Genomic DNA, 22,225 nt, shown 5'->3' on the forward strand with positions numbered 1-22,225 from the left:
CATGCGCGAACGGCTCGAGAAGATGCTGGCCGAGGGCCGTGATGGAGCCCTGCTGCGTTTCGGCCTGGGCCAGGCCTGCCTCAAGGACGAGGACGCCGAAGCCGCCGTGCGGCACCTGACGCAGGCGACGGCACAGAACCCGCGCCACTCGGCCGCCTGGAAACTGCTGGGCGTGGCGCTTCGCCGGCTCGAGCGCCTGGACGCGGCCGAAGCGGCCTGGACGCAGGGCCTGGTGGTGGCCGAACAGCAAGGCGACCACCAGTCGGTCAAGGAAATGACGGTCTTCCTCAAACGCCTGCGACGGCCTGCGCCGGGGTGACAGGCCATCGGTTGGGTCTCGGTTCATCGCATACTTGGCACTTCCGGCCGCAGGGCCGGCAAACACCAACAACAACACGATGGGTCCATCATGAAACTCGCCACCTGGAACATCAACTCCCTCTCCGTGCGCCTGCCCCAGGTGCTCGACTGGCTGGCCGCCAATCCCGTCGACGCCCTCGGGCTGCAGGAACTCAAGCTCGTGGACGAGAAGTTCCCGCACGACGCGCTCAAGGAAGCGGGCTATCACGCGGCGGTCTTCGGCCAGAAGACCTACAACGGCGTGGCCATCCTGAGCCGCACACCGCTGACCGATGTGGTGCGCAACATCCCGAACCACGCGGACGAGCAGTCGCGCGTGATCGCCGCGACGCTGGACACACCCGAGGGCCCGCTGCGCATGGTCAACTGCTACTTCGTCAACGGCCAGGCGCCCGGCTCCGAGAAGTTCGCCTACAAGATGCTCTGGCTGGAGGCGCTGCACCGCTGGCTGCAGGAAGAACTGAAGGTGCACCAGCGCCTCGTGCTGCTGGGTGATTTCAACGTGGCGCCGGAAGACCGCGACTCGTTCGACCCCGTCGGCCTGAAAGACACCATCCACCACACGGTGGAAGAGCGCGCGCATTTTCAGGCCCTGCTCGATCTGGGATTGACGGACGCCTACCGTCTGTTCGAGCAGCCGGAGAAAAGCTACTCGTGGTGGGACTACCGCATGCTGGGCTTCCAGAAGAACCGGGGCCTGCGCATCGACCACATTCTGGTGAGCGGCGCGCTGCGCGACCGCGTGACGGCCTGCCACATCGACCGCCTGCCGCGCAAGAACCCACAGCCCAGCGACCACGCGCCGGTGGTGGTCACGCTGGGCTGAGCCCGTTCATTCCAGGTTCAGCTCCTGGATCTTGCGGGTGATGGTGTTGCGCCCGATGCCGAGCTTGTGCGCGGCTTCGATGCGGCGCCCGCGCGTGTTGGCCAACGCGGTCTGGATCAGCCGCGTTTCGAAGCGGCGGGTCAGCACATCCCACACGTCGGTGCGGCCGTCTTCGAGCAAGGCCTGGGCCTCGGCCTGCAGGCCGCTCTCCCAGGCCGGGGGGCCTGACCGGGCGTACTCGGCCTCGAGCAAGGCGGTCACCGGTTCGGCCGGCGCGATGGCCACCGGGCTGCTGGCATGGACCGGCTCGGGCACCACGGCCGGCATCGAAAAGACGGCCGGTGCCGCCGGAGCCTCCGACGCCGCCGACAGGACCGCCGACGGCGTGCCGGTCATGGACAGCACCTCGGGCGGCAGGTCCTTGAGCTCGATCACCTGGGCCGGGGCCATCACCGTGAGCCAGTGGCAGACGTTCTCCAGCTGCCGCACGTTGCCGGGGAAGTCGAAGGTGCCCAGCAGCTTCAAGGCCGCCTCGGAAATGCGCTTGGGCTCCACGCCGAGCTGCTTGGCGCTTTGCTGCAGGAAGAAGCGCGTGAGCATGGGCACGTCTTCGCGCCGCTCGCGCAATGCCGGCAGGCGCAGGCGGATGACGTTGAGGCGGTGAAACAAGTCCTCGCGGAACACGCCTTCCTTGACGCGCTGCTCCAGGTTCTGGTGGGTGGCGGCGATCACGCGCACATTGGCGCGCACGGCGCTGTGGCCGCCGACGCGGTAGAAGTGGCCGTCGGACAGCACGCGCAGCAGGCGCGTCTGCAGGTCGAACGGCATGTCGCCGATTTCGTCGAGAAACAGCGTGCCGCCGTCGGCCTGCTCGAAGCGGCCCCGGCGCATGGTCTGCGCACCGGTGAAGGCACCGCGCTCATGGCCGAACAGCTCGGACTCCAGCAGGTCCTTCGGGATGGCCGCGGTGTTGATCGCCACGAAGGGCCCGGCGGCGCGCGGCGAGTGCTTGTGCAGCGCGCGCGCCACCAGCTCCTTGCCCGAACCCGACTCGCCGGTGATCAGCACCGTGACCTGGCTCTGGCTCAGCCGCCCGATGGCGCGGAACACGTCCTGCATCGCGGGTGCCTGGCCGAGCATTTCAGGGGCGGCGCTCATGCGCTCTTCCGCCACTTCCTCGCGAAGGCTTTCGTCCACCGCGCGGCGGATCAGCTCGACCGCCTTGGGCAGATCGAACGGTTTGGGCAGGTACTCGAAAGCGCCGCCCTGGAAGGCCGAAACGGCGCTGTCCAGATCGGAGAACGCGGTCATGATGATGACCGGCAGGCCGGGCAGCTTTTCCTTGACCTTCTCCAGCAGCTCCAGCCCCGAACCACCGGGCATGCGGATGTCGCTCACCAGAATCTGGGGGCCTTCGTGTTCGGGCGTGTCGGTCAGGGCCTTGAGCACGTCCTGCGGGTTGGTGAAACTGCGCGTGGGCAGGTTCTCGCGCAGCAGCGCCTTTTCGAGCACGAAGCGGATCGATTGATCGTCGTCCACTATCCAGATCGGCTTCATTGAGTTGTCTTCCCTTCTTGTGGCGCGGCGTTCGACGGTCGTTAAGTCACTAGGGCAACGGAATCAGAATCTTGAAGTCCGTTTCGTTCGGCACGCTCTCACACTCGATCAGACCGTGGTGCTGCTGGACAAAGGTTTGCGCCAGCGTGAGCCCCAGGCCGGAGCCGCCATCGCGTCCCGATACCAGCGGGAAAAAGATGCGGTCCTTGATCGAGTCTGGAACGCCAGGCCCGTTGTCGATCACATGCAATTCCAGTGCCAGCCGATAGCGCTGCTTACCAAACGTCACCTGTCGACCCACGCGCGTGCGGAACACGATGCGCGCGTCGCCGGCCGCGATGCGTTCGCTCAGCGCCTGCGCGGCGTTGTGCGCGATGTTGAGCACGGCCTGAATGAGCTGCTCACGATCGCCGCGGAACTCGGGAATGGAGGTGTCGTAGTCGCGCACGACCTTCAGGCCCTTGGGGAACTCGGCCAGGATCAGCGAACGCACGCGCTCGCACACCTCATGGATGTTCACGTCGCCCACCACATGCGGCCGGCGGTGCGGCGCGAGCAGTCGGTCCACCAGCGATTGCAGGCGGTCGGCCTCGTGGATGATGACCTGGGTGTATTCGATCAGCTCGCGGGACTCCAGCTCCATCTGCAGCAACTGGGCCGCACCGCGGATGCCGCCGAGCGGGTTCTTGATCTCGTGCGCGAGATTGCGGATCAGTTCCTTGTTCGCCTGCGCCTGATCGATCAACCGCTCTTCGCGTTCCTGGCGCGCCTGCTGCTCCAGCGGCAGCAGTTCGACGATCACCTCACCCGGGTTGTCGGTCTGCGCCACCACCACGTGCACCGGCAGGGCTTCGTGGTTGATCCGCTTGAGCCAGGCGTCGTAGCGCAGCGCCGCGAACTGGTTGCCGCTGGCGCCCTGCAAGGCGTTCTCCAGCAGCGGCGGCTCGGTGAAGCAGTCCTGCAGCCGCGCACCGGTAATGCTGCGGCGGGACATGCCCAGCGCGTCCTCCAGCGCGGCATTGGCATAGAGCACACCGCCGTGCTGATCCACCACGGCCACGAGGGTGGCCAGGAGATCGAGGGACTGGAAACGGGCAGACACCGAAGAAAATTTGCGCTCGGCGAGTGAGCCAACCGGATCGGTCTCGGCGCGGCGCCGGGACGCGGGAAGGAGGGAGGGGAAGGCGGGCTTTTTCAAGCCACTCATTTTGCGGCAGAACCCACGCCGTTGGCGGACCCCGGCAGTCGGCCCAGCTCGCGCTGCAGACCGGCCACATCACTCTCGGCGCGCGCCACCGCGGCCTTGAGTTCGGCGACGCGATCGAGGTAACGCTGGTAGTTGCGCGACTCGATGCCCTGCTTCTCGGGCTCGCCGTTCGCGTATTCCTTGCGCGCCTGCGCCAGACGCTCCTGCGCCTTGCGCAATTCGGCTTCGAGGATGGCGCGCGCATCGCTGTCGCGCGCGCGCTGGGCGGAGGAATCGACGCGCTCGGACCCGCTGCCGCTGCGCGTGGGAGCGGCGGCCGCGGGCGGGGTGCGCGGCGGCGTGGGCCGCGTGCCCTCGATGATGGTGATGTTGCCGCCCTCCATCGGACTGCACCCCTTGGACTTGGCCACCTGCGCGTCGTTGGTGTACTCGTTGCCGCAGCGGTAGATGCGTCCCTGGGCATGGGCATCCAGAACGCACAGCGCAAGCGTGGCCACGGCCAGCGACCGGATCGTGAGTGAAGGCATCGGGTTCAAGGTGACATCAACTCCAGGAGGCGGTTGGGGTATGGGCGGGCGCACCGATATGCGTTTTTCAGTATGACCGAAAACTGTTTCAAAAGTGCCTGGCCTGCGTGTGAACGGTGGCGATTGGCCGCCCGAACAACAAAAAAGGGGCCACTTGCATGGCCCCTTTCGGGTTGGCCCAGGCAGCCCGGCAAAGCCGGGCAAGCCATCACAGGCTGTAGTACATGTCGAACTCGACGGGGTGAGGTGCCATGCGGAAACGCGTGACTTCGCTCATCTTGAGTTCGATGTAGGCGTCGAGCATGGAGTCGGTGAACACACCACCCTTGGTCAGGAAGCTGCGGTCCTTGTCGAGGTACTCCAGCGCCTGGTCGAGGCTGTGGCACACGGTCGGCACCAGCTTGTCCTCTTCGGGCGGCAGGTGGTACAGGTCCTTGGTGGCGGCTTCGCCCGGGTGGATCTTGTTTTCCACGCCGTCCAGACCCGCCATCATCAGGGCCGAGAAGGCCAGGTAGGGGTTGGCCGAAGGATCGGGGAAGCGCGCTTCGATGCGGCGGCCCTTGGGGTTCGCCACGTAAGGAATGCGGATCGAGGCGGAACGGTTGCGGGCCGAGTAGGCCAGCTTCACCGGGGCTTCAAAACCGGGCACCAGGCGCTTGTACGAGTTCGTGCCGGGGTTGGTGATGGCGTTGAGCGCGCGGGCGTGCTTGATGATGCCGCCGACGTAGTACAGGGCGAAATCGCTCAGGCCGGCGTAGCCGTCACCGGCGAACAGGTTCTTGCCGTCCTTCCAGATGGACTGGTGCACGTGCATGCCGGAGCCGTTGTCGCCGGCGTAGGGCTTGGGCATGAAGGTCGCGGTCTTGCCGTAGGCATTGGCCACGTTCCACACCACGTACTTGAGCACCTGCGTCCAGTCGGCGCGCTCGACCAGCGTGCTGAACCTGGTGCCGATTTCGTTCTGGCCGGCGCCCGCCACTTCGTGGTGGAACACTTCAACGGGAATGCCCAGCGATTCGAGGATCAGAGACATCTCGGCGCGCATGTCCTGCGTGCTGTCGACGGGGGGCACGGGGAAGTAGCCGCCCTTGACGGTGGGACGGTGGCCGCGGTTGCCGCCTTCGAGCTTGGCACCGCTGTTCCAAGGGGCTTCGTATTCCTCGATCTCGCACATCACGCGGCCGGGTTCGTTGCTCCAGCGCACGCCGTCGAAGATGAAGAATTCGGGTTCCGGTCCGAAGAAGGCGGTGTCGCCCAGGCCGGAGGCCTTGAGGTAAGCCTCGGCGCGCTTGGCGATGGAGCGCGGATCGCGGTCGTAGGCCTTGCCGTCACCGGGTTCGATCACGTCGCACTGCAGGAACAGCGTGGTTTCTTCAAAGAAGGGGTCGATGTTGGCGGTGTTGGGGTCGGGCATGAGCTGCATGTCCGAGGCTTCAATGCCCTTCCAGCCAGCCACCGACGAACCGTCGAACGCATGGCCCGAGCTGAACTTGTCTTCATCGAAGTGAGACACGGGCACGGTGACGTGCTGTTCTTTGCCCCGGGTGTCGGTGAAGCGGAAGTCAACGAACTTCACTTCGTTGTCTTTCACCATTTGCATCACGTCTGCGACGGTCTTGGCCATCAAATACTCCTGTAGCTGGGTGAGTGGAAAAATTGAAAACGACGCTGCTGATAAGCAGAATTTGTGCCACAAAGTGGTTCACGCGGGAGCGGCTTCACGGGGCAGCGGGAATTATGGCCCAGGCCGTGCGCCACAAAGGGTCGGCCGACGGGCACCCGGGGCCGTGAGAAGCGGTGGATTGCACCTTGTCGGGCGCAGACCGATCAATTCGCACCCATTGTGTGCATCCATCAATTGCACCGATTTGGTGCGGCTCAGTTTCGCACCATTTCGGGGCCCAACTTCGCGTCGTGCCGATGCAGGCCCGCCAGCAACTCGGCATACGCCGGCGCCACGGCCTCGGTGGCGCCCTTCACGCCCAGCTCGATGTGCCGGCCGAATTCCGGGTGATCGACACTGGGCAGGCTGAAGACTTTCACGGCGTGCGCGCGCTCGATCTGCTCCATGAGCGGGGTCAGGGTGGCTTCCATGGCGCCGAACACGATCACCGAACGCTCCTGCCAGGCCCCCTGGCGATGCCACTGCGCGTACTCAGTATCGAGCACGCCTTCGATCATGGGCCAGGCCATGACCGGAAAACCAGGCACGAAATGCACGCTGCCGCCGCCCGAACCGTCGCAACTGAAGCCGGGAATCTTGTTGTACGGGTTGAGGATGAGGCGCGCGCCCACGGGGAACACGCCCATGTTGTAGCGGTGCACGTTGTCGGGCCGCTCGGGGTCGAACACCTCGCCGCGCTCGGCGGCGGTGTCGCGCATGCGCGACTCGATCAGCTCCTTGGCCTGCGGGTGCAGGGCCAGGTCCAGGCCCAGCGCAGCGGCGGCGCACTGGCGCGTGTGGTCGTCGGGCGTGGCGCCGATGCCCCCGCAGCAGAACACCGCGTCGCTGCCCGCGAATGCCTCGCTCAACGTGGCCGTGATGCGGTCGCGGTCGTCGCCGACCAGCTTGGCCCAGGAAAGGGACAGGCCGCGCTGCGCCAGCAGCTCGATGATCTTGGGAAGGTGTTTGTCGCTGCGCTTGCCGGAAAGGATCTCGTCACCAACGATGATCAGGCCGAAGGTGGGTGTCATGAAAGAGTGGGTGGGTGGTTGAACGAAGGCCCTGCTTCCTCGGCAGGCAGGGTCAATGGGGCGAGTGCGACCGGCTCGGCGTCCCGCACCTCCGCCGTGGCTGCCTGCGCCCGCTGGCGCTGCAGCACGGTCAGGCAGAAGTGGGCGAACCAGAGCGAGGCGAACGCGAACACCAGCGTGTAGATCCAGATCGCCACGGGCACCAGCAAAGGCGCCAGCGCAATGAACATCGCACCCGACGCCCACAGCAGGCTGGGCGCGGCGCCCAGATAGCCGCTGAGCACCCCCATGACAAGCAGGCTGCCTCGGTGCTGGCGCAGGATGGCTTTGCGCTCGTCGCCGCTGGCGTGCGCGGCAAGCGCGTCGAAGGCAAACACGCGGTAGGTGAGCCAGCCCCAGATCACGGGCGGAAGAATGAGCACCAGGGGCGGCACCAGCCACAGCGGCATGGACACGATCAAGGCCAGCACCGCCAACAAGGTGGAACCCAGTGACCACAGGACGCTCACCAACAGCGACCCGCCCTGCTTGCGCTCGAGGCTGGGAAAGCGGCGCTGACCGACCAGCTCCACCATCGCCGGCGTCATGAACATGGCCACCAGCAACAGGCACAGCAGCACGATCACCGGCGTGGCCAGCACCAGCACCAGCAGCGGCGCGAACACGGTGCGCAGCGAGCCCAGGCCGAGGCGCTCCAGCCAGCCCAGGAACATCTGGATGAGGTCGAACGCCTCCAGCCAGGCCGTCACCGAGGTCACGGCGTTTTCCCAGAAGAAATAACCCAGGCCGAACGACAGCACCACCATCAGGATCAGCGGGAGAAACGACAGGGCGATCACCCGCGGATGCATGCAATAGGCGATGGCGCGCCAGAAGGAATCGAACAGCAGGGACATGGCGGCAAGAATACATCCAATCCATGTCACAACCGCCCGCCACCGCCGCGCTAGGATCGCCCTCATGACACACATCGACATCGCGGGCGTCGGCCTGGAAGTGGCCCACATCCCCGGGCCGGCGGAACGTGCTCCCCTGGTCTTCCTTCACGAGGGCCTGGGCAGCGTGGCCATGTGGCAGCTGCGAGGGCGGCACTGGCCCGCCGAGCTGTGCGCCGCCACCGGGCGCGCCGGGTGGCTGTACTCGCGCCGGGGCTACGGGCAGTCCGCCCCCGTGGCCGACGTGCGCGGCCCTTCCCGGTGGCAGGGCCCGTGGCACATCGGCCGCCATGAGCCCGACTACATGCACCACGAAGCCTGGCAGGTCCTGCCAGCGTTGCTGCAAGCCCTGGGCGTGTCCCGACCTGTGCTCGTGGGCCATTCGGACGGCGCGACCATCGCCCTGCTGTACGCCAGCCGCCATCCGGTGACAGCCTGCGTGGCCATGGCACCCCACGTGTTCATCGAAGACATCGCGCTCAATGCGATTGCCCAGGCCAAGGTCCTCTATGAAAGCGATCCCGAAGGGCTTCGTCAGCGCCTCTCGCGATACCACGCCGACGTGGACAACGCCTTCTGGCAATGGAACGATGTCTGGCTCAGCGACGCCTTTCGCCGATTCGACATTCGCACCGAATGCGAATCCATCACTGCCCCCCTGCTCCTCGCGCAAGGCCTGGGCGACGAATACGGCACGCTGGCCCAGCTGGATGAGATCGCCCGGACAGCGCCCCACGCGCAACGCATCGAGTTGCCCGAATGCGGCCACAGCCCCCACCGCGATCAGCCCGACGCGCTGACCAGCGCGCTGGTGAACTTTCTGGCCGGCGTGGGCTAAGGACCTCACTTTGGTGCGTCAAACGGCAACCAAACCCCAAGAAGTTCACACCAACCGCGTACACGCCAAGCCACAAATCCCGCCGAAAGTCCGGCAAACCTCTACACTTTGATACAAATCGACGCCACCCCCCGCCACACATGAATACTTGGAACAACCCATGGCTGCTCGCCGTCCTTGCGCCCGCTCTGCTGGCCGTGGGAGCGTTCCTGCACCGCGTCTGGGTGGACAAGCAGGCACGGGAGCGTCGCCGCATCCCCAAGCACTGGCCACTGAGCACCCGCGCGCTGGCCAACAGCGAAGAAGCCCGCGTCTGGCACTGGCTGGCCCGCGCCTTCTACGACCACCACGTCATGATCAAGCTGCCGGTCACGCGCTTTACCCTGCCGCGCGACAAGGAGCAAGGCATGGACTGGTACAAGCTGCTCGGCGGCGTGTATTGCACCTTCACCGTGTGCCGCTCGGACGGGCGCGTGCTCGGTTGCCTGGACGTGCCGGGCAGCGCGGGTTTGCCGCGCAGCACCCGCACCCTCAAACATTCGCTGCTGACCCAGTGCGGCCTGCCCTATTGGGTGGTGCGCTCCAACAGCCTGCCGACGGTGGCAGAGATCCGGGCCGAGTTCCTGGGTGAGTCCTCGCTCAACCACGCCATGCGCGAACGCGAGATGGAGGAGCGCGCCATCATTGCCGCACAGGCCAATCTGCGCACGGCCCTCACACGCCAGCGCAGCAACCGCAACAGCGACTTCAGCCCGCTGTCGAACTGGCCCAACAGCACCACCGGCGACCCGCGCAGCGACTTCAACTCCCAGTGGCAGGAAAACTCCTTCCTCATGCCGCTGGACAGCCGCAAGGGCGACCTGCTCTGAAGGGGCGGGGCGGGCCCGCCGCGCTAGGCGCCGGCGGCCGCTTGTTTCTGCGTCAGCGCCAGCACCTCCGCCGCTGTGAGCCACCGCCACTGACCGGGCTTGAGCTCGGGCGACAACACCAGGCCACCGATGGACGACCGGTGCAGGCCTTCCACCCGGTTCCCCACCGCCGCGACCATGCGCTTGACCTGGTGGTACTTGCCCTCGGTCAAGGTCAGCCGCAGATGCAGTTCGCTGACCGCCTCACAGGCCTGGGCCTTCACCGGCTGGGGATCGTCGTCCAGCACCACGCCGTCCAGCAGGCGACTGACCTGCCGCGCATCCAGCGGGTGCTTGACCTGGGCCTCGTACACCTTGGGCACGTGGTGGCGCGGCGAGGTCATGCGGTGGATGAACTTGCCGTCGTCGGACAGCAACAGCAAGCCCGTGGTGTCCTGGTCCAGCCGCCCGACCGCCTGCACGCCCGCAGCGGCCCCTCCCCCACGCTGGCGCAAGGGACCGGGCAGCAGCGTGTAGACGCTGGGATAGGTGCTGGGCTTCTGCGAGCACTCGTAACCCGCCGGCTTGTTCAGCAGCAGATAGGCCCGCGCGTGGTAATGCCACAGCTCACCCTGCACGCGAAACACCAGCCCCTCCTCCTCAAAGAGAGCTGAGGGATCGGTGCAGGGCTGTGTGTCTTCGCCCACCGACACCAGGCCTTGCTGCACCAGGCCGCTGCAGATGCGGCGGGTGCCGAAGCCTTGGGAAAAAAGAATGTCCTGCAATTGCATCATGGTGTGGGAATTGTCGCCGCTCACACGACTCAGACCACGACACCAGCACCGCCCTCACTGACAAGCATGAAGCAACGGATCAAGACCTGGCTCAGCACCCAGGACAGCCTGCGCCACCACCGCTGGCTGCGCTGGATGGGGCCCGTGTTGCAGCAACCCCGGTTGTGGCACTTCAGCCGCAAGGGCATTGCGATGGGCGTGGCGGTGGGCATCTTCTTCGGGCTGCTCGTGCCGATCGCGCAGATGCCCCTGTCGGCCGCCGCTGCCGTGCTGCTGAGGGCCAATCTGCCGATGGCCGTGGCCAGCACCTTCGTGACGAATCCGGTGACCTTCGGGCCGGTGTACTACGGCGCCTACCGCCTCGGCAAGGTGGTGCTGGGCGAACCCGGCGTCACCGAGAGCGAGGCCATGGCCGCGCTGGGCAGCTCGCCAGCTCAAGACCCGATTGACGCTGCGCCATCGACCTGGTCGCAGCGCATCGCCCGAGGCATCGAACACCTGAGGACAGCGGGCAAACCGCTGGCCGTGGGCCTGGCCATCGTGGCCACCCTGAGCGGGCTGATCGTCTATTTCCTCATCAGCGGGCTGTGGATTCTCAAGACGCGCTGGGAGCGCAGGCGCCGGCTGCGCGGGCGTTCGCCGCCGGAGGCTTGAAACCACCGTCGAAAAAAAGCCCGCCCGGCAGGATGCCGGGCGGGCTTTTCAATGAGATGGTGGAGCTGGGGGGATTTGAACCCGAGGCCGCCCCAAGCGGGCCGCGCCTTACCGGCTATCGGTGCGATTCTAGTGCGAATCGCGGAAGCCACCGGGCACTGTATAGTTTTCCAGTGTCTTACATCGGCCCCGATACCTCACGAACGAATCGCGCCTGCGAGAAGTGCGCCCACTTCGGCGGCTGGCCGGGCGACGTGGGCATGGCCGCGTGGTGCCTGGAGCACCGCTACAACAACGCGCTGTCCTACCATGGGTGTTGCAGCTGGGAGGCCCAGCCGGTCGGTTGGGTTGAGCCACCGGACCCCGGCCCTACCCCAGGGCTGGCGATCTACGGGAATGGGCGTCCCAGCGGCGCCCGAATTCGCTGATCAGAAGAACTCGGCCCAGATAAGGGCCCCGATAGCCAGACCCCAGATCACGGCCAGGGTGACCACCATCTCGGTCATGGCGTCAGCGCGTCGTAGGAGCCTTCGCAGGTGAGGCCGGCAATGCGGGCTTTGTCAGCATGTTTCGCAACTCGTTCCTCAGCCTCATCAAGCCTTCGCTGCACGTCGGCAAGCAGTCGCTCGGTGGCTTCGGCTGCCTGGCTTCCGCCGGGAGAGGTGGGATCGGTGCGGCAGGCGCGGGCACGGGCGGCAGCGAGTTCGTCGCGCAGGCCGCGACCAGCAGCAGCGGCACCAGCAACAGCGCCCTCCAGGGCGTCCGACTTCTTCCGGGCATCATTGACCTCCTTCTGTACGGCCGCGGTGCGGCGGTTTCCTTCATCGAACGCGGCCCGCACGGCGCGGCCCGACTCTCGTTCCCAGTCCACGCGCTGGCTCACCACCTCCAGCTCGGCCAGGCGCAGGCGGTTGGTCTGCAGGGCCGCGAAGGCGCCCACCACCAGCACGCACGCGATGGCGGCCTTGGTGATCACGCCTCGCCCCTCGTGGCCGGTGCCGACCCGATCTGCAGGGACACGTGGGGCAATGGCCAGGACAGCGGCCAGCGGTAGCCCGACACGCGGTCTTCGGGGAAGGCGCGAATGTTCACCTCGTCGCCCTGGTTGCCGCCCAGGATGAGCAGCCGACCGTCGATGGTCAGGCCCTCCAGGAAGCCCACATGCCCGCCACCGTCGCGCGTGAACACCACGATGCAGCCAGGCGCCGGGCCGTCGAGCTTCTGCCCCCAGGTGAGGTAGGACTTGGCCGACTCGAAGCGGCTGGAGACGATCCCGACGTTCTCCAGGCAGAAGCCCACGAAGGCCGCGCACCAGGGCGTTTCATCGTCCTTGATCCCACCGCGCTTGATCGCCTTCCACATCTGCACGATCAGCGGATGGTGGTTGACGCCCTTGATCTCGCGCACACCGATGTGCCGGCGTGCTTCCTGAATCCATGCGGGGGTGCTCATTTCATGATCTCCTTTGCATCGCGTACCAGCTCGGCCAGGTCCATGGCCTTGCGCTTGTCGGCCCAGGCGAACCCGGCCCGGACGATCACCCAGCCCGGCAGGCCGCACGCGAAGATCAGGCCGCCAAGGGCCATCAGGCCCACCACGCCACCCACCGCCAGGTGCTGCAGCTGCAGGTACTCCACCGCCATGGCGCCGCCGCCCACGCTGGAGACGACTGTGCAGATCAAGGCCATGGCCCACTCGCGCTTGCTCTTGGGCTGGACCCACAGCATCACGACCACAGCGGCCAGGCCGGCCGGGATGCCGAAGGCGATGGCCGCCTTGTAGAGCAGGTATCCGCCGGCGGCGGTGGATGAGGTCGGTTCGCTCATGGCAGCGGGATGTGGGGAGAGGTGGGGTCAAAGCGATTCGTGAAAGCTGCCACCAGGCGCGCGACGGCGCCGCGCCACCCCTCGTCGAACACCAGTCGCTCACAGCGCTGGGAGAACGTGTTCTCTCCCTTGCGCGGCAAATCCCACAGGAGCAGCGCGAAGGTGGTGTAGTTGAGGTAGGCGCTCAGCAGGCCGGCGCACGCGTAGACCGGAAAAAGCACCCGCCAGCCGCCCTTGCGCTCGTACTGGATGCCCAACAGGAACGCGGGGGCCAGCGCCAGCGGCAGATAGATGAGCTGGGCCAGCAGCAGCTCGATGAAGGTCCGAGGCAGCAGCAGGACCAGGATCTGCAGCACCTCGCGCACGAGGGGCAGAAGAAGCGAGAGCACGCCAGCCAGTTGGGAAAGGGTCAGGATGTCCATGGCCGGTGATGGTCAAGTCCCGTACCCCGCTGCGCGCCGAAAAGTTATCCCCGCGCGTGCCCGTTGGTCGGCTTCAGGCGTCGCGCACCAGGATCAGGATCTCCACCTCCTTCACGCGACCGCCCGTGGTGGCGAGGCGCACCGTCACCTTGTAGCGGCCCAGGTGCACACCGCCGGACAGCCACACCTTCACGACCTTGCCGACAACCGCGTGCGACATCACCGTGATGCCCGGGTCTGCCGTCACCACAGCCGTGGCGGCGGTGTCGGTCAACCCATCCAGGTACTCGGTGAAATCGATGTCGTAGTCCTGCACGTCGGCAGGCTGCTTGGTGAACTTTTCCAGGATGCTCATGGTGGTGGCCTCAAACGGTGGCGGTGTAGTCGCCAGGGGGTACATCGGCGCCGATCTCATCGGCGGGCACATAGGCGGTGAAGGCACCGGCCGGCACGGCCGCCACCACCGTCGCGGCTGGCACGTACGCGACGTAGATCGACGGTTCGGAAGACAGCGTCACGGCCGTGCCAGGCACGAACGAGGTCAGCAGCTCCATGAAGGCGCCGAAGGCCGTGCCGTTGCCCGCTGCGCTCGCCGCGCCAGGCAGCAGGCCTGCGCCAGCGGTCAGCAGTGCACCAGGCGCCAGCGTTCCGCTGCTGGCCGAAGCGCTGCCCGGGATCAACGAAGCGGCCACCGACAGCGTCTTGCCCGTGGCGGTGCCGCTGGTAGATGCCGACGCGGATCCTGGAACGAGAGACGCCGCGACAGGCAGCGTGGCGCCGGCCTGGGTGGGGCTTCGAACCGCCGATGCAGCGCCAGGCAGCAGACTCGCGGCCACGGTCAGCGTGGCGCCCGCGCCGGTGCCGCTGCGCGTGCCATCAGCGGCCCCAGGGATCAGACTGGCCGCCGCGGTGAGCGTCGCACCTGCGGCCACCCCACTGCTGCCGCTGGACGCGCTGCCCGGAATCAGGCTCGCGGCGCTCGTGAGCACCTGGCCCGCCGCCGTTGGGCTGCGAACCGCAGTGGCAGCGCCGGCCACGATCGAGGCGGCCACCGTCAGCACCTGGCCGGCGGCTGTCGGGCTTTGGACGGCCGACGCGGCCCCTGCAATCAGGGAGGCAGCCACCGGGAGCGTAGCACCTGCTGCGGTCGCGTTGCGCTGGCCGGTGGCGCTGCCTCCGATGATGCTGGCAGCAGCTGTGACCGTGGCGCCGTTCGCCGTGCCGCTGGTGGCGGTGCTCGGCTTGCGGATCACGTAGGCGAGCGTGCTCCAGGAATCGCTGGCGATGCGCCATTCGGCCGCCGCCATCGCCTCGCTGTTCGTCGTCTCAAGGTTGCGCGCCGCGAGGGTGCCGGACACCACACCGCGGTCCACGCTGTTGAGGGTGGACCAGGCCGCAGCGTTCGCGATGATCGGATCGTCATCGACAGCGCCCCACATCACCAAACGGCCGCCGCCGTCGGTGCTTCCAGCGCTGAATGCCGGCGACAGCATGCTGGTCTCGGCCGTGCCGGCGCTGGCGCGCGTGGTGGCCGCACCGATCGGCGTCGAGGCGTCGAACTCACCCGCCCGCACCTTGAGCACTGCAGCCGTCCACTGCTCGCTGGCGTTCGGCGTGAAGGTGCGCGTGCTGGCACTCCATGCACCGGTGGCGATGTAGCGCCAGGCCTGGCAACGCACCTCCGTGCCGTTCGAGGCCACCGGGCCGGCAATGGAAGTCGGCACTTCGCCGTTGGGCCCGTTCGGGGCAGTGATCGCGGTCGTGTCCGTGCTGTCGTCCCACGCCAGGTGAAACAGCAGCATGTCGCCGGCCACCGCGGCGGGGTGGCTAACGGCCCAGCTCGAGCTCGCCGTGTTGTTGCCGCTCGCTGTGACGTCGCCCGACACCGGGAAAGCGACCGTGGGCGTCACGGTGTCCAGGGCGCGCGCGGCGACCGTGGCAATGGCGATGGCCGACCCGTTGGTGTTCTGCGTGGTGGCCGACTCGGTGCCGTTGGCCGTGATGGCCTTCTTCCGGATGCGCGAGCTGGCCCAGTAGGTGAAGGCCCCGGTGGTTTCCTTCGTGTCGAGGGAGGTCCAGCCCGCCTCATTCGCGGGGTAGCTCCCGGACGTGGCGTTCAGACGCGTGTCGACCGCCAGGGCCAGGCCGTTCGCCAGGCCGCTGCCGCTTGCCGTTGCAGCGGTGGTGCCCACTCCGGTGGCCTGCGCGCGGTCCGTATCCGTGGGGAAGGTGCCGCCCACATCCTGCAGGAAGCTCACCCAGCAGCCTGCGCCGGCCACCGGGTTGGTGGCGGCCAGCACTGGCGTGAAGGTTCGGCCCGTGCCCCAATTCAGCACCGACGCCGTCGCGATGGCCACGGCCTGGGCCACCGAAGAGGCCGCGACACCGTCGATCGCGAACGTGCCCGCGAAGTCGCTGGTCAGCGACACGAGGGCCGCGTCCGGGGTTCCGGCGTCGTCCGACTCGTGCACCTCGACCACCACACGCTCGGCCCACTCAGGAACGGCGATCGTTTGAACTCCAGGCGCGGCCGTCTGCCCCAAGTCGAAGAACAGCGGCACCCCGATGACGCTGGGGCGAAGCACCAGGGCGCTGCCGTCGCCACAGGGCACGGCAGGGTTGTCCAGCATGTCGGGCTGGCCGGCCACCGTGTCGTCGTACCGCGTGCCCCCGGCCTCCATCGGCCAGTCATGCAGCAGGCCGCGCGTGCGAGCTGGGACGGTCGAGCGGAATTCACGGCGCCACTCCGCCTCGGTCAGGAGGCCAGACCACATCCGCCAGTGACTGATCGTGCAGTCGATGTAGCCGGTGATCTCCCCATACCCGCCGATCTGGAACGAGCGGTCGCCCAGGGTGCCAGCGTCTGGCGCGAAGGTCAGGCTCAGGATCACCACGCCGTCCAGCTTGGCGCGCAGCGTGCCGGCCTCGTGCTCGATGCTGATCCCGTTGTATTCGCCGGGCGCGAGGTTGAAGGTGGTGCCGTTGGTGGTGGTGGCGCCGCTCTTGCGCCCGCGCAGCTCCACCGAGGTGCCGCCGGCAATCTGGAACAGGCCCCAGTAGTTCGTGGCCGTCAGGTCGCCGAAGAAGCCGCACACCAGCGAGTCGATGTTCGTCGCGGCCTCGATGCGCACGCGCCCGCCGGCGGAGAGCGAGGTGTTGAGCGCTGGGACGGCGTGCCCGTCAGGCTCGTAAACGTAGACCGCCTGCAGGTCCGTGTCGATGCGGACGGCCATGGTTCGGGGTCTCTCAGGTCTTCAGCGGCAGGGCCTTCGCCTCGATGACGGCGCCCGGTGCAACGGCGTCCACGGCGCCAGCGGCCTTGCCATCGCGCTGAGCTTGCAGCGCCGAGATCTGCGCATTGAGTTCGTCCACGCGCTTCTCTTCGAGCCTGGCGTCGATCAGCTTGCGAATGTGCAGTTGCTGCTCGCGCAGTTCCTCGCGCTTGTGCATGAGGGCCTGGTTGACCTGCTCCAGCTGTTCCAGGCTCATCTCGCTCAGCTTGAAGCTGCCCGTGGCGGAGCCGTCGGCGTTCGCGGTGGTGGTGGGCTTCGCGGGTTGCTTGAATTTCGGCATGGTGCGCTCCATCAGGTGTTCGTGATGCGGAAGGTGCTGGCGTTCAGCGTGAAGGTGCCGGCCACGCTGATGACGTCCACGCCGAAGTCGTTGACGGCGACCAGCTCGTCGGCGCTGGATGCGCCGCCGCGCGCCTTGTAGTACACGGCCTTGCGAGCGGTGATCGTGCTGGTGGGCCACGTGGTGCCGCCCAGCGTGATGTCCAAGCGGTCGTTCGCGGTGTCGAGCGAAACGCTCACGGTGACGGTGTTGCCCCCCGCCGTGTAGCCGGTGCCGACCACCTCGTTCGTCACGTCGTTGCGGAAGTCGTGCGCGTCCTTGTCCTCGGCGTAGCCCGAGGTGGTCAGCATCGCCTTGAAGGCGTCCGTGTCGAAATCGATGTTCCCGCGTGCCCACAGCTCCAGGGCGCGGTTGTAGATCAGTGAGGACATGGGGGTTTCTCCATTCGGGCGGGTTGGTCAGTGCCGCAGAATGGTCAGCCCCCCCGATGGGCGTCATGCCGGAAAGTGATCGCGCCGCCCTAGAATTCAGCGATGGACAACGACACCCTGCGCATCGTTCTGGCCGCCGCCCTCGCGCCCCTCGTCTGGGCGCCCGTCCACTGGCTAGTTGATCGACGCGCCGCCAAGAACGCCGCCCGCGACGCCGCCCGCCGGGTAGATCAGCTGGAGCGCGCGGAGAACTTCGGGCGACAGCTCGCGCGCCGACTGCGCAGCCTGCTCGGCCGCTGGTGAGAGCGCCTGTCCGATCGCCCGCTCGGTGCGCATCGCGCCGGCCCGATCGGAAATCAGACCAGCCACCGGCCCCACCACTGGAATTCGCCCCACCGCGCCACTGCTGAGCTGGGACAGCAGGTTCATGACGGCCGCGCCCGTGCCGCTGGTGTTCGTGCCGTACTTGGCGCCGGCCGGGATACTGTTGATGTCGCTGGCCACCTTGCCGGCCAGGTTCAGGCGCACGATCTCGGCGGGGGTGAAGAAGACTTCCAGCTTCTGCGGCCCCATGGCGCGCAGCGTGTTGAGGTAGCGGTCAGCCGTGAAGGCCTTGTCGCCGCTGGGGTTCTCACCGAACGCCGCGCGCTTCAGGTGGTCGGCGACCTGGGCCCGAGCCTGGGCCATCGCGTCCGGGCTGTTCTGCAGCACGTTGCGCATGGACTGCACGTCGCCCACGTCGGCATTCAGGATGAAGTTGCGCACGAAGCTGTCCGGCGCCTCGTTGTCCAGCGCCGCCTTGAGCGCGGGCGTGGCCTCGATGGTGGCGAAACGGTCACGCGCGGCGCGGCGCGCCTGGTCGAACGCGGCGCGCGCTGCGGCGCCTTCGTCGATCGGGGCGGCCTGCGGCGGGATGGCCGGGCCCAAGGCGGTGCCGGGCACGGGCTGCTGCGGGAACTCCACACCAGCGGAAAGCGCGGTACCGGGCGGCGCAGGCAGTTCAGGCGCCATGCGCGGCACCACATCCGTCACGCCGTCGTCAAACACCTCACCGGCGGCGCGCGCCACGTCGTCGGCCATGCCGCCAGCACCTGCTGCAGCCTGGGCCGGCGCGGCGGCCAGAGGCGTGCCGTGCAGCGCGTCGCGCACCACGCCCACGGCACGGGCCCCAGCCGCGTCCCCTGCCCGCTCGGCCTTGCGCTGGGCCTGCGACAGCAGGGTGTCGATCTGCACCGCCGCGTCCACGTTGAACGGCGCGCGGCCGTCGGAAATCGTGTTGAGCAGAGAACGCACCTCGGACGGCAGGAACGCGCCGAACATGCCTTCGTCCAGCGCGCGGTTGGCGTTCGTGCTGAAGGTGGCGCGTTCCAGGTCGGCGGCCCGGCCGGCGTTCATGCCGCGCGCGGTGGTGTACAGCTCGTCCACGTTGGAGCGCACCGGCGCGTCGGCCGCGCGCAGGGCGTCCATGAAGGTCTGGCCGGCCGTCACGCGGTCGGTGGCCTCCCGGGCCCCCATGTGGTCGAACACTTCGCCGAGGCGCTGGTTCTGCAGGTTGAAGCGGTCGGCCAGGTCGTTGCCCATGCCGCGCGCGCCGCGGTTGAGCTGCACGCCGGACAGGTTCTTCTCGTTTGCGAACTGCATCGGGTCGCGCGTCATCTGCCCCATGGTCGGCGCAGCGTCTCCCGCCAGGCCCACGGCCTCGAACTGCGCACGGCGCACCATCGCAGCAGGATCCAGGCGCGCGCCAGTGCGGCCCGCCTCTTCGACCTGCCGGCGCACCGATTGAAGGATCACGTCCGGCGCGTCTTGCAGGTTCATGCCCTGCGACTGCAGGATGTTGTTCACGCGGATGTTGACGCCGTCGGGGGTGAACACCTGCCCGCGAGGCGTGGGCGAGGTCAGGGCCTGCAAGCCGCGCGCGCCGGCCTGGGTGACCTTGGCGACGGCCGGGGTCATCACGCCCCCGGTGGCCGCGCCCAGGGCGGCCTGGCCAGCCTTGGCGCTCCAGAAGTTCTCCGTGTTATCCACCACCGGCTGGAACAGCGCCGAGACGCCGCCAGCGACGGCCCCGCCGCGCGCGAGCTGGCCCACGGTGGTCGCGCCCTTGAGTGCGCTGCCGCCGACGTAGTTCACCGGGTTGACCAGGTTGCCGCCGAGGCGCGCCCAGTCGAACCCCGGATCCTCGCGCTCCCCCGTGATCAGGCCACCGAGCGTCGGAGGTTGCGAGGCGCGGCGCTGTTGGTCATACCCCTTGTTGACGCCTTGCACGATGCTGTCCACGCCCTGCACGCCCGAAGAGCGCGCCACGGGCAGCCCCTTGTCGGCCAACCAGTTGCCGGCGTTGTCCACCGCCCGCCCCACGCTCTCCGGCACCAGGCGGCGCAGCAGCTGCGCGCCGGCGTCGATCGGGTCGCGAAGGCCCATGGCCAGCCCGCTGGTTGGCGCGTCGACCTTGGGAGCCGAGGGAGCCGCAGGCGCAGCCTTCGGCCCGCCGCCGAAGTTCTGCTGCGCGTAGGCCAGCACATCCTGCTCGCTGGCGCCGTCTGGCGCGGAGATCTCGTAGGTGCCGCCGTCGGGGCCGGTGATCTTGAACTTGGCCATGGGTTACTCCACTCGCTGGATCGACCAGCCACTGCCTGATCCGCCGCCAGGAGCATCCCAGCCGCCAGACGCGCCACCCGGCGCAGATGGCCGTGGAGGCTTTGGCACCAGTGCCTCAGCACGCCCGGCAGCAATCTCTGCAGACCGGATCACGTTGGCCAAACGGTCCTTCTTGTCTGCCACCGTCTTCGGCTCGTCACCGATCTGCGGGAAGAAGGATTTCGCATAGCCGCGCAACTGCTCCTTGGTGTACGCGGCGCCGGTGCCCAACGTCAGCGCGGCGTCCAGCATGTCCAGCTGTGCAGCTTCGATCTGCTGGCGCGTCTCTCCGGTAAGCAGGTTGGCAGGCGTGTCACCACCAACGAGGGGAATCGCGCGCACCGCCTCGGCGGCATATCCTGGCTTGGCAGCTGATGGTTTCGATTCCAGCGCAGCCTGCAGCTGGGCCTGCGAGCCGCGAAGACGCGCCAGCAGCGTGGCAGCCTTGCGCTCGCCTTCGCTGATGTTGTTCGCAGAACCGGACGGCTTGGCGCCAGCTGGCTTGCCGTCGGGGCCGATCACCGCGGTTGCAGTGCCGGTGCGTGGGTTCACCAACAGCAGACCCTGGTCGGTCTGCTGCAGCACCCCCTTCGCGCCCTGCTCGCGCTCCTGCTTGGTCTTTTCTGCCGTGGCATAGCTGCTCGCTGCGGATGCATTGGAGGCTTTGGCGCGGGCCCTATCGGCCTCGATCTCCGCCATGGTCTTGTCGCCGAAGAGCGCGCGCAGGCCTGCGTTCGCGACATCCTGGGTGCCTGTCACCTGGTTGAGTGCGGTCCCGGTGGTGCCCACCGCCGCAAATGGCGTGAATTCCTTTTTCCCGCGCACGGTGTTCAGACGGCTCATCAGCATGTCGTTGCCACCGCGCGCCGCCGCGACGGCCTCGCCGGTGATGTCCTGGTCCTGATACTCGCCGACAGCCTTGGCGATATTCAAGCTGTTGCTGTCGCCCACGGTCAGCGCGGTGTTGGTGAGCCCGAGCGTCTGCAGGATTCGCGCGGCCGTGTCGTCCTGGTAGATCTTCGGCGCGGGCAGCACCGGGCCGACGCCATCGGCGGGCGTGACGTACTGGCCGGGCATCTGGCCGGTGCGCATGAAGCCCCCGAACTCGCCCTGCTGGTGCAGCGGCACACCGCGCTGCGTCATGGCCGTCTCAAGCATGGAGCCCAGGCTGCTGCGCGCGCGCTGATCCTCGATCTCGCCGGCCTTGCCCTGGTAGAGCGCGGTCTGTGCGTTGCGCAGGTCGAGCTGGCTCTGCGCTTCGCGCGCCTGCTCGCCAGCCTGTGCGGCCATGGCGGGCGCCATCGCGATCGAGCGGAACAGGTTGCCCACGCCGCCGGCAAGCTCCTGGCCACCGCCGCCGGCCCCGCTGGTTGCAAGTCGGAATCGCATCAGATGCCTCCAGCATTCCAGGCCGAGGCAGATCGCCGGCCCACTTCCATGAGATTGGGATTGGCGTACGTCCCGAGCGACGGCATGCCAGCCTTCGCCGCGCCCACACCCGACGACGCAAGGCGGCCGGCACCGTACGCGCTCAGCGCACCACCCACGATCTGCGAGCCCAGGCTGGGCGTCACCATGTTCGCCTGATGGCTGCTGATCTGGTTCATGTTGGCCGCGCCGTCCTGAATGCGCCCGATCTCCCCGGCCGTGTCGCCCAGGCCCACGGCTTCGTTGCGGCGCAGCTGGCCAGCCGAGCCGATGCGCCCCATCAACTGGGCCAGCGTGCGCAGGGATTCGGTGCTCTTCGCCTTCTCGCGCGCGGTGGCCGCCAGGAAGTCAGCGGACCCGGCGGCCGTGGGGATCGTGCTGCCCACCTGAACACCCTGCGCCGTGATGGGCGTGCCCTCCACGGCCTGGCGGTAGTCGGCCTCCAAGTTCTGCGCGATCTCCTGCTGCTGCTCGGCCCGGTTGTCCGGGTTGAACTCCAGTGCTCTGCGCATCGCGACGTCGGTCGCCTTGTTGCGGGCGTCGAGCTGCTCCTGCTGTCCAGCCACGGCGATCCGCTTCTGCTTCTTCAGTGCCTGGTTTTGGCCGTGCGCCGTGATCGCTGCGCCCGCGAGCATGAGGCCAATGGTGATCGGATCCATCTCCTA

Annotated in this window: 23 protein-coding genes; 5 read left to right on the forward strand and 18 right to left on the reverse strand. The window is 67.7% G+C overall.

Annotation, left to right across the window (positions count from 1 at the left end):
• Window position 1: 1 nt before the first annotated feature.
• Window positions 2-319: a tetratricopeptide repeat protein gene (locus AC07ZS_RS07385; RefSeq protein ID WP_494797940.1), complete on the forward strand. Its 318-nt coding sequence runs from the start codon at window positions 2-4 to the stop codon at window positions 317-319.
• A 90-nt stretch (window positions 320-409) separates the two neighbouring features.
• Window positions 410-1,186 (forward strand): exodeoxyribonuclease III, encoded by a 777-nt coding sequence (xth, locus tag AC07ZS_RS07390; RefSeq protein WP_494797941.1) that lies wholly within the window; start codon window positions 410-412, stop codon window positions 1,184-1,186.
• A 6-nt stretch (window positions 1,187-1,192) separates the two neighbouring features.
• Here xth and ntrC read toward each other — a convergent pair whose 3' ends face one another.
• The 6 genes from ntrC to AC07ZS_RS07420 all read right to left on the reverse strand — a co-directional run bounded on the left by ntrC (window position 1,193) and on the right by AC07ZS_RS07420 (window position 8,067).
• Window positions 1,193-2,743 carry a nitrogen regulation protein NR(I) gene (ntrC, locus tag AC07ZS_RS07395; RefSeq protein WP_494797942.1) on the reverse strand — a complete coding sequence of 517 codons (1,551 nt, stop codon included), beginning with the start codon at window positions 2,741-2,743 and terminating at the stop codon, window positions 1,193-1,195.
• 49 nt (window positions 2,744-2,792) lie between these two features.
• Window positions 2,793-3,950 (reverse strand): nitrogen regulation protein NR(II), encoded by a 1,158-nt coding sequence (gene glnL, locus AC07ZS_RS07400; protein ID WP_494797943.1) that lies wholly within the window; start codon window positions 3,948-3,950, stop codon window positions 2,793-2,795.
• On the reverse strand, window positions 3,947-4,477 hold the full coding sequence (locus tag AC07ZS_RS07405; RefSeq protein ID WP_494797944.1) for a hypothetical protein: 531 nt from the start codon (window positions 4,475-4,477) through the stop codon (window positions 3,947-3,949). Before AC07ZS_RS07405 ends, glnL begins: the two co-directional genes overlap by 4 nt.
• Before the next feature lie 208 nt (window positions 4,478-4,685).
• Window positions 4,686-6,101, reverse strand: coding sequence for a type I glutamate--ammonia ligase (gene glnA / locus AC07ZS_RS07410; protein WP_494797945.1), 1,416 nt, complete (start codon window positions 6,099-6,101; stop codon window positions 4,686-4,688).
• Window positions 6,102-6,355: 254 nt separating this feature from the next.
• Window positions 6,356-7,171, reverse strand: coding sequence for a competence/damage-inducible protein A (locus AC07ZS_RS07415; protein ID WP_494797946.1), 816 nt, complete (start codon window positions 7,169-7,171; stop codon window positions 6,356-6,358).
• The gene (locus tag AC07ZS_RS07420) at window positions 7,168-8,067 is read right to left on the reverse strand and encodes an EI24 domain-containing protein (RefSeq protein WP_494797947.1); all 900 of its coding nucleotides are present in this window, start codon (window positions 8,065-8,067) and stop codon (window positions 7,168-7,170) included. The genes AC07ZS_RS07415 and AC07ZS_RS07420 overlap by 4 nt, the downstream gene beginning before the upstream one ends.
• A gap of 64 nt (window positions 8,068-8,131) precedes the next feature.
• Between AC07ZS_RS07420 and AC07ZS_RS07425 the strand changes: the two genes are divergently transcribed.
• Both AC07ZS_RS07425 and AC07ZS_RS07430 read left to right on the forward strand, forming a co-directional pair.
• Window positions 8,132-8,944, forward strand: coding sequence for an alpha/beta fold hydrolase (locus AC07ZS_RS07425; RefSeq protein WP_494797948.1), 813 nt, complete (start codon window positions 8,132-8,134; stop codon window positions 8,942-8,944).
• A gap of 140 nt (window positions 8,945-9,084) precedes the next feature.
• Window positions 9,085-9,813 (forward strand): hypothetical protein, encoded by a 729-nt coding sequence (locus tag AC07ZS_RS07430; RefSeq protein WP_494797949.1) that lies wholly within the window; start codon window positions 9,085-9,087, stop codon window positions 9,811-9,813.
• 23 nt (window positions 9,814-9,836) lie between these two features.
• Here AC07ZS_RS07430 and AC07ZS_RS07435 read toward each other — a convergent pair whose 3' ends face one another.
• A complete protein-coding gene (locus AC07ZS_RS07435) occupies window positions 9,837-10,583 on the reverse strand; it encodes a pseudouridine synthase (protein WP_494798041.1) in 747 nt (248 codons plus the stop codon).
• 69 nt (window positions 10,584-10,652) lie between these two features.
• Between AC07ZS_RS07435 and AC07ZS_RS07440 the strand changes: the two genes are divergently transcribed.
• Window positions 10,653-11,240 carry a DUF2062 domain-containing protein gene (locus AC07ZS_RS07440; protein ID WP_494797950.1) on the forward strand — a complete coding sequence of 196 codons (588 nt, stop codon included), beginning with the start codon at window positions 10,653-10,655 and terminating at the stop codon, window positions 11,238-11,240.
• 502 nt (window positions 11,241-11,742) lie between these two features.
• Here AC07ZS_RS07440 and AC07ZS_RS07445 read toward each other — a convergent pair.
• The 11 genes from AC07ZS_RS07445 to AC07ZS_RS07495 all read right to left on the reverse strand — a co-directional run bounded on the left by AC07ZS_RS07445 (window position 11,743) and on the right by AC07ZS_RS07495 (window position 22,219).
• Window positions 11,743-12,216 (reverse strand): DUF2514 family protein, encoded by a 474-nt coding sequence (locus AC07ZS_RS07445; protein ID WP_494797951.1) that lies wholly within the window; start codon window positions 12,214-12,216, stop codon window positions 11,743-11,745.
• Window positions 12,213-12,692 carry an NlpC/P60 family protein gene (locus tag AC07ZS_RS07450; RefSeq protein WP_494797952.1) on the reverse strand — a complete coding sequence of 160 codons (480 nt, stop codon included), beginning with the start codon at window positions 12,690-12,692 and terminating at the stop codon, window positions 12,213-12,215. Before AC07ZS_RS07450 ends, AC07ZS_RS07445 begins: the two co-directional genes overlap by 4 nt.
• Window positions 12,689-13,066 carry a hypothetical protein gene (locus AC07ZS_RS07455; RefSeq protein WP_494797953.1) on the reverse strand — a complete coding sequence of 126 codons (378 nt, stop codon included), beginning with the start codon at window positions 13,064-13,066 and terminating at the stop codon, window positions 12,689-12,691. The genes AC07ZS_RS07450 and AC07ZS_RS07455 overlap by 4 nt, the downstream gene beginning before the upstream one ends.
• A complete protein-coding gene (locus tag AC07ZS_RS07460) occupies window positions 13,063-13,488 on the reverse strand; it encodes a hypothetical protein (protein WP_494797954.1) in 426 nt (141 codons plus the stop codon). The genes AC07ZS_RS07455 and AC07ZS_RS07460 overlap by 4 nt, the downstream gene beginning before the upstream one ends.
• Window positions 13,489-13,561: 73 nt before the next feature.
• Complete coding sequence (locus tag AC07ZS_RS07465) at window positions 13,562-13,843, reverse strand: phage fiber-tail adaptor protein (protein ID WP_494797955.1); 282 nt, start codon at window positions 13,841-13,843, stop codon at window positions 13,562-13,564.
• Between the two features lie 10 nt (window positions 13,844-13,853).
• The gene (locus AC07ZS_RS07470; protein ID WP_494797956.1) at window positions 13,854-16,721 is read right to left on the reverse strand and encodes a hypothetical protein; all 2,868 of its coding nucleotides are present in this window, start codon (window positions 16,719-16,721) and stop codon (window positions 13,854-13,856) included.
• Window positions 16,722-16,734: 13 nt separating this feature from the next.
• A complete protein-coding gene (locus AC07ZS_RS07475; RefSeq protein WP_494797957.1) occupies window positions 16,735-17,061 on the reverse strand; it encodes a hypothetical protein in 327 nt (108 codons plus the stop codon).
• Between the two features lie 11 nt (window positions 17,062-17,072).
• On the reverse strand, window positions 17,073-17,492 hold the full coding sequence (locus AC07ZS_RS07480) for a hypothetical protein (RefSeq protein WP_494797958.1): 420 nt from the start codon (window positions 17,490-17,492) through the stop codon (window positions 17,073-17,075).
• A 174-nt stretch (window positions 17,493-17,666) separates the two neighbouring features.
• Window positions 17,667-20,093, reverse strand: coding sequence for a hypothetical protein (locus tag AC07ZS_RS07485; RefSeq protein WP_494797959.1), 2,427 nt, complete (start codon window positions 20,091-20,093; stop codon window positions 17,667-17,669).
• Between the two features lie 3 nt (window positions 20,094-20,096).
• Window positions 20,097-21,521, reverse strand: coding sequence for a hypothetical protein (locus AC07ZS_RS07490; RefSeq protein WP_494797960.1), 1,425 nt, complete (start codon window positions 21,519-21,521; stop codon window positions 20,097-20,099).
• Window positions 21,521-22,219: a hypothetical protein gene (locus AC07ZS_RS07495; RefSeq protein WP_494797961.1), complete on the reverse strand. Its 699-nt coding sequence runs from the start codon at window positions 22,217-22,219 to the stop codon at window positions 21,521-21,523. Before AC07ZS_RS07495 ends, AC07ZS_RS07490 begins: the two co-directional genes overlap by 1 nt.
• Window positions 22,220-22,225 lie beyond the last annotated feature (6 nt).

The organism is Hydrogenophaga sp. GW456-12-10-14-TSB4, assembly GCF_059424305.1.

Excerpts from the sequence above, each read along its gene's own strand:
- AC07ZS_RS07460 (WP_494797954.1), bottom strand. The coding sequence starts at position 13,488 with ATGGACATCCTGACCCTTTCCCAACTGGCTGGCGTGCTCTCGCTTCTT.
- AC07ZS_RS07440 (WP_494797950.1), top strand. The coding sequence starts at position 10,653 with ATGAAGCAACGGATCAAGACCTGGCTCAGCACCCAGGACAGCCTGCGC.
- AC07ZS_RS07415 (WP_494797946.1), bottom strand. The coding sequence starts at position 7,171 with ATGACACCCACCTTCGGCCTGATCATCGTTGGTGACGAGATCCTTTCC.
- glnA (WP_494797945.1), bottom strand. The coding sequence starts at position 6,101 with ATGGCCAAGACCGTCGCAGACGTGATGCAAATGGTGAAAGACAACGAA.
- AC07ZS_RS07455 (WP_494797953.1), bottom strand. The coding sequence starts at position 13,066 with ATGAGCGAACCGACCTCATCCACCGCCGCCGGCGGATACCTGCTCTAC.
- AC07ZS_RS07435 (WP_494798041.1), bottom strand. The coding sequence starts at position 10,583 with ATGCAATTGCAGGACATTCTTTTTTCCCAAGGCTTCGGCACCCGCCGC.
- AC07ZS_RS07480 (WP_494797958.1), bottom strand. The coding sequence starts at position 17,492 with ATGTCCTCACTGATCTACAACCGCGCCCTGGAGCTGTGGGCACGCGGG.
- AC07ZS_RS07420 (WP_494797947.1), bottom strand. The coding sequence starts at position 8,067 with ATGTCCCTGCTGTTCGATTCCTTCTGGCGCGCCATCGCCTATTGCATG.
- ntrC (WP_494797942.1), bottom strand. The coding sequence starts at position 2,743 with ATGAAGCCGATCTGGATAGTGGACGACGATCAATCGATCCGCTTCGTG.
- AC07ZS_RS07385 (WP_494797940.1), top strand. The coding sequence starts at position 2 with ATGCGCGAACGGCTCGAGAAGATGCTGGCCGAGGGCCGTGATGGAGCC.
- AC07ZS_RS07490 (WP_494797960.1), bottom strand. The coding sequence starts at position 21,521 with ATGCGATTCCGACTTGCAACCAGCGGGGCCGGCGGCGGTGGCCAGGAG.
- AC07ZS_RS07485 (WP_494797959.1), bottom strand. The coding sequence starts at position 20,093 with ATGGCCAAGTTCAAGATCACCGGCCCCGACGGCGGCACCTACGAGATC.
- AC07ZS_RS07405 (WP_494797944.1), bottom strand. The coding sequence starts at position 4,477 with ATGCCTTCACTCACGATCCGGTCGCTGGCCGTGGCCACGCTTGCGCTG.
- AC07ZS_RS07465 (WP_494797955.1), bottom strand. The coding sequence starts at position 13,843 with ATGAGCATCCTGGAAAAGTTCACCAAGCAGCCTGCCGACGTGCAGGAC.
- AC07ZS_RS07475 (WP_494797957.1), bottom strand. The coding sequence starts at position 17,061 with ATGCCGAAATTCAAGCAACCCGCGAAGCCCACCACCACCGCGAACGCC.
- AC07ZS_RS07430 (WP_494797949.1), top strand. The coding sequence starts at position 9,085 with ATGAATACTTGGAACAACCCATGGCTGCTCGCCGTCCTTGCGCCCGCT.
- AC07ZS_RS07425 (WP_494797948.1), top strand. The coding sequence starts at position 8,132 with ATGACACACATCGACATCGCGGGCGTCGGCCTGGAAGTGGCCCACATC.
- AC07ZS_RS07495 (WP_494797961.1), bottom strand. The coding sequence starts at position 22,219 with ATGGATCCGATCACCATTGGCCTCATGCTCGCGGGCGCAGCGATCACG.
- glnL (WP_494797943.1), bottom strand. The coding sequence starts at position 3,950 with ATGAGTGGCTTGAAAAAGCCCGCCTTCCCCTCCCTCCTTCCCGCGTCC.
- AC07ZS_RS07470 (WP_494797956.1), bottom strand. The coding sequence starts at position 16,721 with ATGGCCGTCCGCATCGACACGGACCTGCAGGCGGTCTACGTTTACGAG.
- xth (WP_494797941.1), top strand. The coding sequence starts at position 410 with ATGAAACTCGCCACCTGGAACATCAACTCCCTCTCCGTGCGCCTGCCC.
- AC07ZS_RS07450 (WP_494797952.1), bottom strand. The coding sequence starts at position 12,692 with ATGAGCACCCCCGCATGGATTCAGGAAGCACGCCGGCACATCGGTGTG.